This is a genomic window from Plantibacter sp. AC185, assembly GCF_979258065.1.
The window spans coordinates 220,183-236,010 of sequence record NZ_OZ409831.1 but is presented as its reverse complement, the minus strand read 5'-3'; the positions used below and the strand labels follow the sequence as shown (position 1 = coordinate 236,010).

15 protein-coding genes and 1 tRNA gene are annotated in these 15,828 nt (G+C 67.3%); 5 read left to right on the top strand and 11 right to left on the bottom strand.

Translation table 11 applies throughout. The features are described from left to right. Positions 1–59: 59 nt before the first annotated feature. On the bottom strand, positions 60–962 hold the full coding sequence (locus tag ACZZZB_RS01030; protein WP_191941296.1) for an ROK family protein: 903 nt from the start codon (positions 960–962) through the stop codon (positions 60–62). A 216-nt stretch (positions 963–1,178) separates the two neighbouring features. On the opposite strand from ACZZZB_RS01030, the gene ACZZZB_RS01025 reads away from it, so the two are divergent. Further along, positions 1,179–1,682, top strand: coding sequence for a DUF3145 domain-containing protein (locus ACZZZB_RS01025; RefSeq protein WP_191940963.1), 504 nt, complete (start codon positions 1,179–1,181; stop codon positions 1,680–1,682). Positions 1,683–1,881: 199 nt separating this feature from the next. Here ACZZZB_RS01025 and ACZZZB_RS01020 read toward each other — a convergent pair whose 3' ends face one another. The 6 genes from ACZZZB_RS01020 to aceE form a co-directional block, all read right to left on the bottom strand. Then, complete coding sequence (locus ACZZZB_RS01020; RefSeq protein ID WP_463528784.1) at positions 1,882–3,120, bottom strand: beta-ketoacyl-[acyl-carrier-protein] synthase family protein; 1,239 nt, start codon at positions 3,118–3,120, stop codon at positions 1,882–1,884. A 139-nt stretch (positions 3,121–3,259) separates the two neighbouring features. Further along, positions 3,260–3,508: an acyl carrier protein gene (locus ACZZZB_RS01015; RefSeq protein ID WP_056006457.1), complete on the bottom strand. Its 249-nt coding sequence runs from the start codon at positions 3,506–3,508 to the stop codon at positions 3,260–3,262. Between the two features lie 59 nt (positions 3,509–3,567). Continuing rightward, positions 3,568–4,572: a beta-ketoacyl-ACP synthase III gene (locus ACZZZB_RS01010; RefSeq protein ID WP_079705772.1), complete on the bottom strand. Its 1,005-nt coding sequence runs from the start codon at positions 4,570–4,572 to the stop codon at positions 3,568–3,570. A gap of 20 nt (positions 4,573–4,592) precedes the next feature. Beyond that, positions 4,593–5,516 carry an ACP S-malonyltransferase gene (locus ACZZZB_RS01005; protein WP_085510735.1) on the bottom strand — a complete coding sequence of 308 codons (924 nt, stop codon included), beginning with the start codon at positions 5,514–5,516 and terminating at the stop codon, positions 4,593–4,595. A gap of 112 nt (positions 5,517–5,628) precedes the next feature. Continuing rightward, a complete protein-coding gene (locus ACZZZB_RS01000) occupies positions 5,629–6,873 on the bottom strand; it encodes a PucR family transcriptional regulator (RefSeq protein ID WP_175484370.1) in 1,245 nt (414 codons plus the stop codon). 16 nt (positions 6,874–6,889) lie between these two features. Then, positions 6,890–9,616 (bottom strand): pyruvate dehydrogenase (acetyl-transferring), homodimeric type, encoded by a 2,727-nt coding sequence (gene aceE / locus ACZZZB_RS00995; protein WP_085510736.1) that lies wholly within the window; start codon positions 9,614–9,616, stop codon positions 6,890–6,892. Positions 9,617–9,857: 241 nt separating this feature from the next. Here aceE and ACZZZB_RS00990 point away from each other — a divergent pair, with 241 nt between their 5' ends. Continuing rightward, on the top strand, positions 9,858–10,328 hold the full coding sequence (locus ACZZZB_RS00990) for a peroxiredoxin (RefSeq protein WP_064293656.1): 471 nt from the start codon (positions 9,858–9,860) through the stop codon (positions 10,326–10,328). Between the two features lie 39 nt (positions 10,329–10,367). Here the strand turns inward: ACZZZB_RS00990 and ACZZZB_RS00985 are convergent, their stop codons facing one another. Both ACZZZB_RS00985 and ACZZZB_RS00980 read right to left on the bottom strand, forming a co-directional pair. After that, positions 10,368–10,892 (bottom strand): dihydrofolate reductase, encoded by a 525-nt coding sequence (locus tag ACZZZB_RS00985; RefSeq protein ID WP_137241785.1) that lies wholly within the window; start codon positions 10,890–10,892, stop codon positions 10,368–10,370. After that, complete coding sequence (locus ACZZZB_RS00980; protein WP_079705778.1) at positions 10,889–11,698, bottom strand: thymidylate synthase; 810 nt, start codon at positions 11,696–11,698, stop codon at positions 10,889–10,891. Before ACZZZB_RS00980 ends, ACZZZB_RS00985 begins: the two co-directional genes overlap by 4 nt. Positions 11,699–11,852: 154 nt before the next feature. Between ACZZZB_RS00980 and ACZZZB_RS00975 the strand changes: the two genes are divergently transcribed. Beyond that, positions 11,853–11,925, top strand: a tRNA-Val gene (locus ACZZZB_RS00975). Positions 11,926–12,119: 194 nt separating this feature from the next. Here ACZZZB_RS00975 and ACZZZB_RS00970 read toward each other — a convergent pair. After that, positions 12,120–13,235 carry a tyrosine-type recombinase/integrase gene (locus ACZZZB_RS00970; protein WP_463528783.1) on the bottom strand — a complete coding sequence of 372 codons (1,116 nt, stop codon included), beginning with the start codon at positions 13,233–13,235 and terminating at the stop codon, positions 12,120–12,122. 904 nt (positions 13,236–14,139) lie between these two features. Here ACZZZB_RS00970 and ACZZZB_RS00965 point away from each other — a divergent pair. Then, positions 14,140–14,628: a hypothetical protein gene (locus tag ACZZZB_RS00965; protein WP_463528782.1), complete on the top strand. Its 489-nt coding sequence runs from the start codon at positions 14,140–14,142 to the stop codon at positions 14,626–14,628. Between the two features lie 284 nt (positions 14,629–14,912). Here the strand turns inward: ACZZZB_RS00965 and ACZZZB_RS00960 are convergent, their stop codons facing one another. Beyond that, positions 14,913–15,230: a hypothetical protein gene (locus ACZZZB_RS00960; RefSeq protein WP_463528781.1), complete on the bottom strand. Its 318-nt coding sequence runs from the start codon at positions 15,228–15,230 to the stop codon at positions 14,913–14,915. Positions 15,231–15,290: 60 nt separating this feature from the next. On the opposite strand from ACZZZB_RS00960, the gene ACZZZB_RS00955 reads away from it, so the two are divergent. Beyond that, positions 15,291–15,782: a hypothetical protein gene (locus ACZZZB_RS00955; protein WP_463528780.1), complete on the top strand. Its 492-nt coding sequence runs from the start codon at positions 15,291–15,293 to the stop codon at positions 15,780–15,782. Positions 15,783–15,828 lie beyond the last annotated feature (46 nt).

Below are 15,828 nucleotides of genomic sequence, written 5' to 3'. Positions count from 1 at the left end.
TGGCTCAGGGACCGGGATGGGGTGGCTCAGGGACCGGTGCAGGGTTGCTCAGGGACCGGTCAGTCCGCGAGGACGAGGGCGGCGGCACCGATGAGCGGCCCGTCGGCGTCGAGCCCGGCCGGGACCACGCGCAGCTCACGGGCGTAGGCGTGCAATGCCGAGGCGGTCGCAGCCTCTTGGACGAGGTCGAGGTAGTCGGGGGAGACCCGCGAGAAGCCGCCTCCGATCGCGACGCGTTCCAGGTCGAGCAGGGTCGTGATGCTACAGAGGGCTTCGCCGACGGCCTCGGCGGAACGTCGGACGGCGCGGATCGCGATTTCCGTTCCAGCTGCGTAGTCGGCGCCGAGCTGTTCGCCCGTCGTGCCGGTCCATCCCTGGGCGCGCGCCCAGGCGACCGTCGCGGTGCCTGACGCGATGCCCTCCAACGTCCAGGGTGTGCCGACGGCATCCGGTTCGCGTCGGCGGAGCTGCATCTGTCCGAGGTGGCCGGCGTTGCCCGAGGTGCCGGGGACGAGTCGGGATCCGAGGATGATCCCGCCACCGATCCCGGTCGAGACGACGATGCCCATACTGTTCTCGGTTCCGCGGAGTGCGCCCTGCCAGTGCTCGGCCAGGGCGATGCAGGTGCCGTCGAGTCGGAGTTCCACCGGACCGGACGTGAAGCGCCGGAGCTCCGCCACGACGGGGAAGACGGCGAGTCGGGGGAGGTTGATCGGCGAGACGGTGCCGTCGGCCCTGCCGATGGGGCCCGCCGAACCGATTCCGACACCGGACACCGGCCCGCCATGGGCCGCGACGCTCCGTTCGGCGGTCTGGAGGATCGACGCCACGAGCTCCTCGCGGGTGGCCGCGGCGCCCGTCGGACCGCGGAACCGGGTGCCGGGCAGGATCCGTCCCTCAACGTCGACGACGGCCGCTTCGACCTTCGTGCCGCCGATGTCGATCGCGAGGGCCTCGTGCATTACCGCTCCATCCTGAAGGGCCGTCAGTCCGGGCCGGCTCCCGATCCAGCGTACTGGGAACGACACGGTTGTCATTCCTCCAGGTCATGGGGCATAATGCTCGTATCGGCGCGAGTCGAACAACTGCATACACGGAGGTCCGGTCAGCCGGACACCGGCATGGATCACACTGCATGGGTCGTTGGGGAAGACGCACCCGGACGCAGTGGAGGAATCATGTCGACACCGATGACGAAGGGTGTGCTGTTCGTGCACTCGTCGCCTCGCGCGCTCTGCCCGCACCTCGAATGGGCGGCAGGTCGCGCTCTTGGTCGTGCCATCAGTTTCGACTGGGAAGACCAGCCGATCCTCCGCGGTGCGCAGCGTGCCGAGGTCTTCTGGGAAGGCCCGCACGGCACCGGAGCCGCACTCGCCTCAGCCCTGCGCGGCTGGGAGCACCTCCGCTACGAGGTGAGCGAAGACCCGGCCCAGGGCGCCGACGGTGCCCGGTGGATGCACACGCCCGACCTCGGGATCTTCTACGCGCAGACCGACAGCATCGGCAACGTGGTCGTCCCGGAGGATCGCATCCGGTACGCCATGGAGGTCGGCGCCGGGAACGCCGCCGAACTCCAGCGCGAACTCCGCGTCGCGCTTGGACAGCCGTGGGACGACGAACTCGAGCCGTTCCGTCACGCCGGCGACGGGTCCTCCGTCATCTGGCTGCACAACGTGGGCTGATCCGGCCCCGCCGGCGCGGCGGCACCGCGCACGCGAGACAACTTCACAGACGACAGGGTGCCCACGTGGCGTGGACCGTGCGAGGTCGGTGACACTCCCGGCAGACACGAGGTGACGAAACGGCGGCACCCTGGTCAGTAGACGACGACGGGTCGTGGTGCGTGCACCACGACCCGTCGTCGTCTCCGTCGCGGACGGCTCAGTAGCTTCGGAACGCGACGACCGCGTTGTGACCGCCGAACCCGAACGAGTTGCTGATGGCGAGCAGGTCGCCGGCCCCGAGCTCACGCGGCGTCGTGACGACGTCGAGCGGGATCTCCGGGTCCTGGTTGTCGAGGTTGATGGTCGGCGGGATGACCCGGTGGTGCAGGGCGAGCGCCGTGTAGGCCGCTTCGATGGCGCCCGCGCCGCCGAGGAGGTGGCCGGTCGAGGCCTTGGTGGCCGTCACGGCGATGTCGTCGAGGTGGGCACCGAAGACCCGACGCAGCGCGTTGTACTCCGCGATGTCGCCGACGGGCGTGCTCGTGGCGTGTGCGTTGACGTGCACGACGTCGTCGAGCGACGCGCCGCCGTTCTCGACGGCCGCACGCATGGCGCGGGCAGCAGCCGAACCCTCGGGATCGGGAGCGGTGATGTGGTACGCGTCGCTCGTCACCGCACCACCGAGGAGCTCGGCGTAGATGCGGGCGCCACGGGCCTTGGCGTGCTCCTCGGTCTCGACGATGAGCGCTGCGGCGCCCTCACCGAGGACGAATCCGTCGCGGTCGACGTCGTAGGGACGCGAGGCAATGGCGGGGTCGTCATTGCGCTTGGACAACGCCTGCATCGCTGCGAAGGACGCGAGCGGGAGCGGGTGGATGGCGGCTTCGGAGCCACCGGCCACGACGATGTCGGCGAGGCCGGCCTGGAGGTGGTCGTAGGCGTTGGCGAGCGACTCGGTGCTTGACGCACAAGCGGAGACGACGGTGCGCTCTCCGCCTCGGGCACCGAGGTCCATGCCGATCGCCGCTGCCGGGCCGTTCGGCATGAGCATCGGGACGGTCATGGGGAGGACGCGGCGGGGGCCCTTCTCGCGCAGGGTGTCCCAGGCGTCCAGGAGCGTCCACACGCCGCCGATGCCGGTGGCCCAGTCGACGAGGAGTCGCTCCGGGTCGACCTCGGGGGCGCCGGCGTCCTGCCAGGCCTCGCGCGCGGCGATCAGGGCGAACTGGCTCGACGGGTCGAGGCGCTTGACCTCACGACGGTCGAGGATGTCCGCGGAGGGGACGGCGGCCTGTGCGGCGAAGCGTACGGGCAGCTCGAGCTCTTCGGCCCATGGCTGCTCGAGACGGCTCGCACCGCTCTTGCCGGCGAGGAGGTTGTCCCAGGAGTCGGTGGCGTTGCCGCCGAGGGGAGTGGTGGCACCGATGCCGGTGATGACGATGCGTTTGGTGGTCATTCAGTCAAACCTTCTGTGGAGACGACGAGGGGGTCCGAGCCCTGCGGCGGTCGAGCCCGTGTCCGGACGGACGAGCCGCCTCGAACGCCGAAGGGCCGGTCGGCCAACTGCCGGCCGACCCTTCAGCACTGCGCTGGGACTAGCCCTGAGCCTTGACGATGAAGTCGACGGCGTCGCCGACGGTCTTCAGGTTCTTGACTTCTTCGTCCGGGATCTTCACGTCGAACTTCTCCTCCGCGTTGACGACGATGGTCATCATGGAGATCGAGTCGATGTCGAGGTCGTCGGTGAACGACTTGTCCAGCTCGACGGTGTCGGTCGCGATGCCGGTCTCGTCGTTGATCAGCTCGGCCAGGCCGGCGAGGACTTCTTCGGTGGACAGTGCCATTGTTCTACTCCTTGGGTGAGGTTTGACCGTAGTCGAGTGTAGTCGCGTCGGGCGTCCTGCTACGGCAGGACGACGACCTGAGCGCCGAAGACCAGTCCGGCACCGAATCCGATCTGCAGGGCGAGGCCGCCGCTGAGCTCGGGGTGCCCCTGGAGGAGCCGGTGGGTGGCGAGCGGGATGGATGCCGCCGAGGTGTTGCCGGTGGTCTCGATGTCGCGCGCGATGACGACGGTCTCCGGCAGCTTGAGCTGCTTGGCGAACTCGTCGACGATGCGCATGTTCGCCTGGTGGGGGATGAAGGCAGCGAGGTCGGAGGCTTCGACGCCCGCTTCCTCCAGGGCCTGCTTGGCGACCTTGGCCATCTCCCAGACCGCCCACCGGAAGACCGTCTGGCCCTCCTGGCGCAGGGTCGGCCAGGCGGCCGTGCCGTCGCGGAACTCGGTGAGCGTGCCGCTCATGCCGACGGCGTCGGCCTTCGAGCCGTCGGATCCCCACACGGTGGGGGAGATGCCGGGGAAGTCGCTCGGACCGACGACGGCCGCGCCTGCACCGTCGCCGAGGAGGAACGAGATCGACCGGTCGGTCGGGTCGACGATGTCGGACAGCTTCTCTGCGCCGATGACGAGCGCGTAGTGTGCCGCGCCCGATCGGATGAGTGCGTCGGCCTGGGCGATCGCGTAGGCGTATCCGGCACATGCGGCGTTGAGGTCGTAGGCGGCAGCGGGGTTCGCTCCGACGCGGTCGGCCACGACGGCCGCCATCGACGGGGACTGCTGGACGTTGCTGATCGTCGCGATGAGGACGAGGTCGACCTGCTCGGGCGAGATGCCCGCGGCCGCGATGGCCTCGGCGCCGGCTTCGGCTGCGAGGTCGACGGCGCTGACGTCGGCCGACGCCCGCGTGCGAGTGACGATTCCGGTGCGCTGCTGGATCCACTCGTCGGACGAGTTGATCGGACCGACGAGGTCGTCGTTCGGGACGCTGAGGTCTCCGCGAGCTGCGCCGAGGCCGAGGATGCGGGTGAACTCGGGACCGCGCGACTGCTTGAGGGTGGGGGTGGTCATTGACTGGTTCTCCGTCTGCGCTACTGCTGGGCGATGAGGTCGAGGGCTGCCGGCAGGTCGTCGGGGGTCTTGATGGCGACCGTCGGCACGCCCTTCAGGCCGCGACGTGCGAGTCCGGTGAGCGCCCCGGCGGGGGCGAGCTCGATGAGTCCGGTGATCCCTGCGGCGCTGAACGCGTCCATGCACAGGTCCCAGCGTACCGGGGAGGCGACCTGACCGATGAGGAGGTCGAAGAACGCCGTACCCGAGGTGACCTCGGTGCCGTCGTGGTTCGTCCAGATGCGGAGCGTCGGATCCTGGGGCTCGACCGTGCGGCTCGCCCCGGCCAGCCAGTCGCGGGCCGACTGCATGTAGCTCGTGTGGAAGGCGCCTGCGACCTGCAGCGGGATCACCCGCGTGCCCTTGAGCGGCTCGTCGGCGAGGCGGGCGAGGGCGTCATGCGCGCCGGCGACGACGATCTGGCCGCCGCCGTTGTAGTTGGCGGGCTCCAGCCCGAAGGAGCGGACGTGCGCGACGACGGCGTCCTGGTCGCCGCCGAGGACGGCACTCATGCCCGTCGGGGTGGTGGCTGCTGCTTCGGCCATTGCTACGGCGCGTTCGCTCACGAAGCTCATGGCGTCGCTGTCCGAGAGGATGCCGGCACCGTAGGCCGCGGTGATCTCGCCGACGGAGTGTCCGGCGATGCCGCCGAACGGCGCGGCGTCGGCGGGGAGGGCCTTCCGCAGGGCGTCCAAGGCGACGATGCCGGCCGCGACGATGAGCGGCTGGGCCACCGCGGTGTCGCGGATGGTGTCGGCGTCGGAGACGGTGCCGTGCTTGACGAGGTCGAGTCCGGCTTCGTCGGAGAAGCGCGCGAGCGCGTCCTTCGCGGAGGCGTCCTGCAACCAGGGGTCGAGGAAGCCGGGGGTTTGGGAGCCCTGTCCAGGGCAGGCGATGACGATCACCGCTCTAGTCTGCCAACCGGAGGACGCCCAGCAGTGGAGCAACACCACGAACCTTTGGAAAATGTGTTGTGTGGACTCCACAAAGCCGACCGGTCGAACGGCCCTGCCAGCGTCAGGAGGTCAGCCGACGTCGGGACGGCTCAGGCTCAGCGATGGCGCCGAGGATGAGGGCCGCCTGCAGGATGAGCGACTCGCGGGCACCGGTCGCGTCCCATCCGATGACCTCGGAGACCCGCTTGAGGCGGTACCGGACGGTGTTGGGGTGCACGAACAGCTCGCGCGCGGTCGCTTCGAGCGAGCGGCCGTTGTCGAGGTAGCACCAGAGCGTCGTCACGAGCTCGCCGGAGTAGTCCTTGAGCGGGCGGTAGACCCGCTCGATGAGCGTGGTCTTCGCGAGGTTGTCGCCGGCGAGGGCGCGCTCAGGAAGGAGGTCGTCCGCCGCGACCGGTCGAGGTGCGTGACGCCAGGACTTCGCGACGGCGAACCCGGCAAGCGCGGCCTTCGCGCTGCGCGATGCCTCGATGAGGGACGGCACAGCGTGACCGAGCACGAGATGCCCCGGCCCGAAGCCGTGCTCGAGCTTGGCGGCGATGTCGAGGAAGGTGAGTTGTGAGCTGGTGCGGGCGTCCGCGGCGGCCTGTTCGGCCTCGTCGACGGGCTCGCCGTCTCCGGGCTCGGTGCTGGGCAGCTCAGCGCGACCCAGGACGAGCACGAGCCGGTTGCCCTGGACGCCGATGAGCACGTCGGCGTCGAGGTGTCGGGCGGTCCGGCGGAGCATGTCGACATCGAGCACCCGTGGGGTCGTCCCGACCAGGACGCAGGCCTCGCCGTGACCGTGCCACCCGAGGGCGGCGATGCGGCTCGGTAGCTCGTCGTCGGCCTCGCCGCTGAGGATCGAGTCGACGACGAGGGCCTCGAGGCGGGCATCCCAGAGTCCGCGGGCTTCGGCCGCACGGGCGTACACGTCGGCCGACGCGAATGCGATGTCGCGTGAGTAGAGGAGGATCGCCTCACGGAGGTCGACGCTCCCGGACGCGACGCGTTCCTCGACGACCTCGACGGTGACCTTGATGAGTTGCAGCGTCTGCTGCAGGCTGACGGAACGGAGCAGCTCGCGAGGAGCCGCCCCGAACACGTCGGCGGCGATCCACGGCGTCGACCGGGGGTCGTCGAACCACGAGATGAACGAACTGATGCCCGCCTGGGCCACCAGGCCGACCGCTGAGCGGCGGCCTGGTGGCATCTCGGCGTACCAGGGAAGGGTGTCCTCGAGGCGTTTGAGCGTCGCGGTCGCGAGCTCACCCGAGATCCGGCGGAGCCAGTCGAGTGTCTCGGCCTTCGTCTTCGTCTTCGTCACCGTGGTAGCGATGGAATCAGCTCTCGCCACCCGCGTTACCGGTGTTGCCGGCGTTCACGTCGTGGAGGCGGTAGCGGTCGATCGCCTGCTGCGGGAGGCTCGCATCGACCTCACCTCGAGCAGCGAGCTGCTGGAGGGTGCGGACGACGAGCGAGGGGCCGTCGATCTTGAAGAAGCGACGGGCAGCGGCGCGCGTGTCGGAGAAGCCGAAGTCGTCGGCGCCCAGCGTCGCGAAGTCGCCCGGCACGAACTGACGGATCTGGTCCGGCACGGCGTGCATGTGGTCGGTCACGGCGACGAACGGGCCTGCGGCACCGCTCAGCTTCTCCGTGACGTAGGGCACACGACGCTCCTCCTGCGGGTGCAGGAAGTTGTGCTGGTCGGCGGCGAGACCGTCGCGACGGAGCTCGGTCCAGCTCGTGACGCTCCAGACGTCTGCGGAGACGCCCCAGTCGTCGGCGAGGAGCTGCTGTGCCTCGATCGCCCACGGGACCGCGACACCGGAGGCCATGAGCTGAGCCTTCGGCCCCTGCTTGTCGCTCGTGCTGATGCGGTGGATACCGCGCACGATGCCGTCGACGTCCACGCCCTCGGGCTCGACGGGCATGACCATCGGCTCGTTGTACACCGTGAGGTAGTACATGACGTTCGGGTCCTCGTGCTCGCCGCCGTACATGCGCTGGATACCACTGCGCACGATGTGCGCGATCTCGTAGCCGTAGGCCGGGTCGTAGCTGACGACCGCGGGGTTCGACGACGAGAGCAGCAGCGAGTGGCCGTCGGCGTGCTGGAGGCCCTCACCCGTGAGCGTCGTGCGACCGGCGGTCGCGCCGATCATGAAGCCACGGGTCATCTGGTCGCCGGCCGCCCAGATGGCGTCGGCGGTGCGCTGGAAGCCGAACATCGAGTAGAAGACGTAGACCGGGATGAGCGGCTCGCCCTGCACCGAGTACGAGGTTCCGATCGCGGAGAAGGCCGCGACGGCGCCCGCCTCGTTGATGCCCACGTGCACGATCTGACCCTGCGGGCTCTCCTTGTAGGCGAGCAGCAGTTCGCGGTCGACCGAGGTGTAGTGCTGACCGTTCGGGTTGTAGATCTTCGCGCTCGGGAAGAACGCGTCCATACCGAAGGTGCGTGCCTCGTCGGGGATGATCGGGACGATGCGGTTGCCGAAGTCCTTGGCGCGGAGGAGGTCCTTCAGCAGTCGGACGAACGCCATCGTGGTGGCGATCTCCTGCGTGCCGGAGCCCTTCTTCGCTGCCGCGTACGCGGAGTCGTCGGGCAGGTTCAGCTGCGTGTACTTGCTGCGACGCTCGGGGACGTAGCCGCCGAGCGCGCGGCGACGCTCGTGCAGGTACTGGATCGCCTCGTCGTCCTCGCCCGGGTGGTAGTAGGGCGGGAGGTAGGGGTTCTCTTCGAGCTGCGAGTCGGTGATCGGGATGCGCATCGTGTCCCTGAAGGTCTTCAGGTTGTCGAGCGTCATCTTCTTCATCTGGTGGGTCGCGTTGCGGCCCTCGAAGCTCGGGCCGAGGCCGTAGCCCTTGATGGTGTGCGCGAGGATGACCGTCGGCTGACCCTTGTGCTCGCTGGCCGCCTTGAACGCCGCGTAGACCTTGCGGTAGTCGTGGCCGCCGCGCTTGAGGTTCCAGACCTCGTCGTCGGTGTAGCCCTCGACGAGCTTCAGGGCGCGCTCGTCGCGGCCGAAGAAGTTCTCACGGACGTAGGCGCCGTCTTCCGTCTTGTACGTCTGGAAGTCGCCGTCGGGCGTGACGTTCATGAGGTTGAGGAGCGCGCCGTCGGTGTCGCGGTTGAGGAGGTCGTCCCACTCGCGGCCCCAGATGACCTTGATGACGTTCCAGCCTGCGCCGCGGAAGAAGCTCTCGAGCTCCTGGATGATCTTGCCGTTCCCGCGGACGGGGCCGTCGAGGCGCTGCAGGTTGCAGTTGATCACGAAGTTGAGGTTGTCGAGGCCCTCGTTCGCGGCGACCTGGAGCTGACCGCGGCTCTCGACCTCGTCCATCTCGCCGTCGCCGAGGAACGCCCAGACCTGCTGGTCGCTGGCGTCCTTGATGCCACGGTTGGTGACGTACTTGGCGAGGTGTGCCTGGTAGATCGCGTTGATTGGTCCGAGACCCATCGAGACCGTCGGGAACTGCCAGAAGTCCGGCATGAGGCGCGGGTGCGGGTACGAGGAGAGCCCGTGCGGCGCGTGCGACTTCTCCTGACGGAAGCCGTCGAGCTGGTCGGTGCTGAGGCGGCCCTCAAGGAAGGCGCGGGCATAGGTGCCGGGGGAGGCATGGCCCTGGATGTAGATCTGGTCGCCACCGCCCGGGGCGTCCTGGCCGCGGAAGAAGTGGTTGAAGCCGACCTCGTAGAGCGCGGCCGACGACGCGTAGGTGGAGATGTGTCCGCCGACACCGATGCCGGGGCGCTGCGCGCGGTGCACGGTCATGGCCGCGTTCCAGCGGATCCAGGCGCGGTAGCGGCGCTCGATGTCCTCGTCGCCCGGGAAGTCGGGCTCGTTCTCCGAGGCGATGGTGTTGATGTAGTCGGTGGTGGGCACCATCGGCACGCCGAGGTGCAGTTCCTTCGAGCGCTTCAGGAGGCTCAGCATGATGTCGCGGCCGCGACCGCGGCCACGTTCGTCGACGAGGGCGTCGAGGGACTCATTCCACTCGGACGTCTCCTCAGGATCGGCGTCTACGTGGTTGGACGAGTATGGATCCTGGTCGTGAACAGTCACCGTCGACCTTTCTCTCGTGGCAGATCGTGCCTGGGTTGTGATGGTGAACTCCATGCGTCCTGATGGGTATGGACGCGGGCGCCACCTTTCACCCTATCCGGTCACCCCAGGGAACGGTGACCGAGCGGCGCACCCCTCCGGGTTTGTGCAGCTGCGGTGCGGGGTTAGGATGTGTGACCGGATCGGACCCGTCCACCGCTCGGGCGATCCGGAGCAGGCGAACCCGCCTGAAAGGACCCTCATGGCACTCGAGAACGACACCCTGGCACCCGACTTCGAACTGGCGAACCAGTTCGGTGAACTCGTCAGGTTGAGTCAGTTCCGCGGCAGTTCGGCTGTCGCCCTCGTCTTCTTCCCGTTGGCGTTCTCCGGCACCTGCACGGGGGAGCTGTGCGAGTTGCGCGACAACCTCAGCCTGTTCACGGACGACCAGGTCACGCTCGTCGGCATCTCCGTCGACTCCAAGCACACGTTGCGCGCGTGGGCGGAGCAGGAGCAGTACGGCTTCCAGCTGCTCGCCGACTTCTGGCCGCACGGCCAGGTCGCCAAGGAGTACGGGGTGTTCCTGCAGGAGAAGGGGTTCGCGAACCGTGCGACCTTCCTCATCGACCAGCAGGGCATCATCCGGGAGAGTTTCATCACGGCACCGGGTGAGGCTCGCTCGCTCGCGGCCTACCGCGCCGCGCTCGAAGAGCTGCGTCAGCCTGCCTGAGCCGCGTCTCACGCCGGCTGATCCGGATCGCCCGGTGTCTCAGCCGGTGATCGTGACCTCGGGCGCACGCTCGTAGCGGATGAAGCGGTAGGGGACGCCCGTTCGTGACTCTGACCAACCGTGTGCCGGGTCGATCGTGACCGGCACCCACTCCTCGCCGATCGTCGGCGCGAAGGTGTCGCCCGCGACGTCGAGGTCGAGTTCGGTGACCTCGAGCCGGTCGGCGAGCGCGAGCGCTTCGGTGAAGAGTCCCGCGCCGCCGGTGACCCAGGCCTGGCCGTTGCCGGCGAGCTGCGCCGCTTCGAATGCGTCCTCCAGGGAGTGCGCGACGATCGCGCCGTCGGCGGACCACGCGTGATCGCGGGTGACGACGATGTTCGGGCGTCCTGGGAGCGGACGGAACCGCGGGGGGAGTGAATCCCAGGTACGGCGTCCCATGATCACCGCGTCGGATCCGGTGAGCGCCTTGAAGTGCGCGAGGTCTTCGGGGACGTGCCAGGGCATGTCGCCGTCGGCGCCGATGACGCCGTCGTGGGCCTGGGCCCAGATGAGCGCCAGGCTCATACGGCGACGGCCGCTCGGATGGCGGGGTGGTGCTGGTAGTCGACGATCTCGAGGTCGTCGTACTCCACGTCGAAGATGCTGTCGCGCTTCGTGTTGATGCGCAGCTTCGGGTAGGGGAACGGTGCGCGCGTGAGCTGCTCCGTCACCTGCTCGACGTGGTTGTCGTAGATGTGGCAGTCGCCGCCCGTCCACACGAAGTCGCCGACCTCAAGGCCGACCTGCTCGGCGACGAGGTGGGTGAGGAGCGCATAGCTGGCGATGTTGAAGGGGACGCCGAGGAAGAGGTCTGCGCTGCGCTGGTAGAGCTGGCAGGACAGCTTGCCGTCGGCGACGTAGAACTGGAAGAAGGCGTGGCACGGGGCGAGCGCCATGTTGGGGATGTCGGCGACGTTCCAGGCGGAGACGATGATGCGGCGCGAGTTCGGATCGGTGCGCAGCTGGTCGATGACCTGCGAGATCTGGTCGATGTGCGAGCCGTCGGGGGTCGGCCAGGACCGCCACTGCACGCCGTACACGGGACCGAGCTCGCCCTGGTCGTCGGCCCATTCGTCCCAGATGGAGACGCCGTGCTCCTGGAGCCAGCGGACGTTGCCGTCGCCGCGGAGGAACCACAGGAGTTCGTAGGCGATGGACTTCCAGTGCACCCGCTTCGTGGTGATGAGCGGGAATCCCTGGGAGAGGTCGAAGCGGAGCTGGCGGCCGAACACACTGCGCGTGCCGGTTCCGGTGCGGTCGCCTTTGGTGGCGCCGTGCTCGAGCGTGTCGCGCAGGAGGTCTTCGTACGGGGTGGGGATCGTCGTATCCATCCCCTCGATCGTACGGCCAGCGACCGTCACCGCGCCCGACCGATCGTCCGGTGTCGCGACGGATGCGCGCGGACCCGGGTTGTGGAGCGTTCCGGCTCCGACGGCGACTCCGGCTAGACTCGACGAGTCGCATCGGATGGTTCCATCCGATCGCGGGCCTTTAGCTCAGCTGGTAGAGCGCCACGTTTACACCGTGGATGTCGTCGGTTCGATCCCGGCAGGGCCCACCGTAGAATACTCCCCGAGATCATGCGGATCTGGTGGCTTAAGGTTGTCGCGTTCCGGGCCTCGACGGTGACTGCGTTGTTGGCATTCGTCCCCATCTCGTCCCCCGAGCGTCCCCGCGGCTGCAGTTTCAAGCAGCGTGCTTGGCCGTCCGGGACCGAACCCCGTTGCAGATTTGCGGCGGACGGAGCTGACCTCAGAAACTCGGGCCTTGTTCCGGACGCTCGTGGTGCCGGTGTGATGGTGCCGCTGCGCCGAGCAGGTGGTCGATGCGCGCGACGGCCGCTGCATCGCCGTCGGTGCCAATCCAGTGGGAGTAGGTGTCGAGCGTCAAGGTCGCGGACGAGTGGCCCAGCCAAGCCTGGACCGTCTTCGGGTCGATGCCGTTGGTCAGCCAGAGCGTCGCAGCGGTGTGACGAAGGTCGTGCACCCGTCGACCATCGCAGTGTTTCGCCCAGTCCACTGCGCGTTTCCAGTTGGGGCCATTGAGCCGGCCGCCCTCTGGAGAGCGGAACAGGAGTTCGTTCGGTGGCCGATCCCGAAGGAGAGGTGACACAATCTGCCAGACCTCTGCCGGTAGCGGGACGGTCCTGGCGCTGCCGCCTTTTGTTGTCGTGCGGATGGGTTGCCCGTCTGGGGCAGAGCGCGACACGCGGAATCCCGGATAAGGGGTCGCTTGGACATCCCGGACTCGAAGCGCTACCAGCTCGCCCCAACGCAAGCCAGTCAACCCGAGAACGAGCACAAGGTCGCCCTGGTCAGGCGACGCGTCTTTCGTTGCTGCGTGGAGCGCACGCAGACCCGGAAGCGTGAACGGAAACACCTCAAGACGCTTCTCCAGGCCTCGCCCTCGCGAAACCCGGGAGTCGAGCGCGACGTTTCGATCGATGAGGCGGTTGCGTTCGGCCCAGCCGAAGAACGAAGAGAGCGTGTTGCGGAAGCGCATCACTGTTGATCGACCGAGTTTTCGCAGCAGCGACGCGTATAGCGCATCCAGGTCGGCGGGTTGGATGGACGCGATCGGACGGTTCGCGAGCTTCGCGGGGAGGTGCGCCGGCAACGCATAGCGCTCAGTTTGCAGCGTCTTGGATGCGACCGAGTCCGCTCGTGACTCCATCCATCGATCGATCGCGGACTTCAGAGACTCCTTGCCAGCGCGAGGGTCGACGAACTCGCCCAGCGTGAGAGCACGCCGTTGCTTCGCTTCCCATAGCGTTGCATCCGCCTTCCGCGCGAAGGTCTGATCCGCCACAACGACGCGCCCCGCTTTTACTCGCACCCGCCAGTGGCCGGCCGCCGTCTTGTTGATCATCGGCTCTATGCGCGTCCAGCCGGCTGTTCCTCGGTTTCGATCCAGCGATCGATGGCGATTAGTCGGTACCGAGGACGCCCTCGGACGGTGATGAACGGTGGACCGGAACGGTCTTGCCGCATGCGGCAGTGTGTCGCCTCGGATACCCGGAGATATGCCGCGACAGTCTTACTGTCGAGAAGTGATGGGTTTGAAATGTCCGTCGTCATGCGGCCTCCACTGAACGTTGAGTATCTGAGAGGCCTTGTGAGTTGATGCAGGCAGACGCGGACCAACTTCCAGTTCTGGACCGTCCTCGCCGACGAGGTCGGTATTTGAGCTGCCCCGCGGGCACGGCGTTGCTCGCATCACAGTCAGACGACGGACATGGTCCATCTGGGACGCTGAGGTCACCTACCGTCGAGCTGACGAACCTTCCAGGGGCCGGCGCAATGGAGACCCCCACGTTTCGATCGTGTACTGATGTTGAAGTTTGCCACTCTGGGTAGAACACCAATCCCGAAAACGGCGGCCACCTTTCGTGGATCAACGGGTCTTGCTGCCCTATCGAGCGGGAATCTACACCAGTCGATGACCTCGGCCGAGGTAGCGTCAGCGTGTCACTATACGGTCTTGGTTGAGCCGTTCTGGTGAGTGAGCGATGGCGGGGAAGCTCCAATCGGTACTTCGGCGCTGGCGGATGCACCGACGACGCGGCGCGGGGTTCTAGCGCCAGGGGTGCGACCTCCGATTCGCAGATGCGGAGAGGTGCTATAACTGGTAGAGATCGGGCCCAGGGGTAACCGACGAGAACTCCAGCCATCGAATCGAATTGTTCGGGGGAACAATGTCAACTGAATCAGAACCATCACATCCCGCCGCTGGTGAGACGCGGACTGCCGTGGTTGACACTCCGCTTGGACCCGTGAACTATGCACTCGCGATACCTGCCGGGTTGCTGGTGCTAGTCGGTTTCATCCTGGGTCTATTTGGCGTAAGCGCGCAGTATGATCCTGGTTCTGCTCAGACAGGTACAGTTCTCGTATATGTGGCTTTTGGTCTGCTGGCTTTAGCATTCTTGGGTGTGCTTTTCGGCGTAGCGATCGGCGCATCAGCAGAGCAGGGCATCAAAATTTCTTCGTACAAGATCAGCGTCGCCTTGGGATTTGTATCACCAGTGATAGCGGCGGCACTGGGCGGCTTGATCGCCTTTAAATTGGACGCGGTCAGCTACATCGCAGCTGTCACCGCAGTGGCGGTATTCATTCAAGTTGTCATCCAGGCCTTGCTTAAATCTGATGTCAAAGCGGATCGAAGGGATGCGCTCGAGCTCGCAGGAGTCTTGAACGGTGTGGCTGCTGCGGTTTTGGTGGTGCTTGGAGCATTCCAGCACGCCCCTGCCTGGCCGCTCTAATTGAGGAGCCACGAGCGCCAGCTGGCGACAGTGCGTGCGCTGCCGGAGCCAGTGGGGCGTTACTGGCGTGTCCCGGATGTCGCGCTCGCGCTCGCGTTCGAGCGCGACATCCGGGAGGTGCTCGGCTCGCAGATGGGGCAGACGGCGTGCGCGTGGCATGCGTCCTCATTCGGACGGTCGTCGGTGGGGACTGTGCATCCCCACTTCGAGGTGCCGTGCGGAGGCTCGGGGCGATACCCAAGCAACCGCACTCCTCGCACGTTTGGCTTGGGCGGACTCACGCCCTACGGACCGTGGGCGACCGATCCTGAGCCGCAGCAGCGTCCGCACGGCTCCGGTGTTGGTGTGACCGCCTCGCGAGTTTCTAGAGCTGGTGTAGCGATAGGGACACCAGCCCCGTCGTACTCGACGCCATCGATGCTGAGCTGGACGACGAGCGCGCCGACGTCGGCGTACCCGAGCAGGTTGATCCCCCCGGGGCTGTAGCTGCCTCGGATGGCGACGGCGATGGTCTCGGCGAGGGCAGCGATGTTGACGGGGAGCGGCCCGGTGGAGTCGGTGGCGTGGATCGTGAGGGCGAGGGAAGCCGTTGAACTGGTCATGCGGTACTCCGAACGAGAGGTGCGCACGGCTGGAGCTGCGAGCGTCGACGTCTCGGGCCGATGTCAGATGAGGCCGATCGACCACAGTCGACCCGCGCGGGCGGCGTCCTGAAACCCGGCGAAGCGGTAGCGGGTCACGTCGCCTTCGACGAACACGGCGAGCACGAACAAGTGGGCCGGCGGCGATGCTTCAGAGGCGTTTCGGTAGGCGACCGCGGCGGCGAGTCCGGCATCGTCGAGGCGGCCGCTCCGGTCCTCCTCGAGGCGGCACGGTCAATCAAGGGCGAGGACTACAACGGGCTGTCCTCCGGCAACGGCAAGGCCACGATCGTGCAGCTCGTCCGCGCGCTCGCTGAACACGGGCACCCCGTGGACCCGGATCTGTGGACCCGCGCGTACCTCACCGTCGGCGAATGCTTCCGTCACGCCGCCTCAGTGTCGAGGCTCGTCACGGAGATGCGACAAGGCACCAGGCACCGGGTAAAGGACCACTACCGGCCCGAGATCTACGAAATCCTGCTTGAGCGCGCAGAGGGCAGCGAGCTGAACTGATCAGACCGCGTCGCTGCCGGCAACCAATATCGCGTACGTCCTCAAA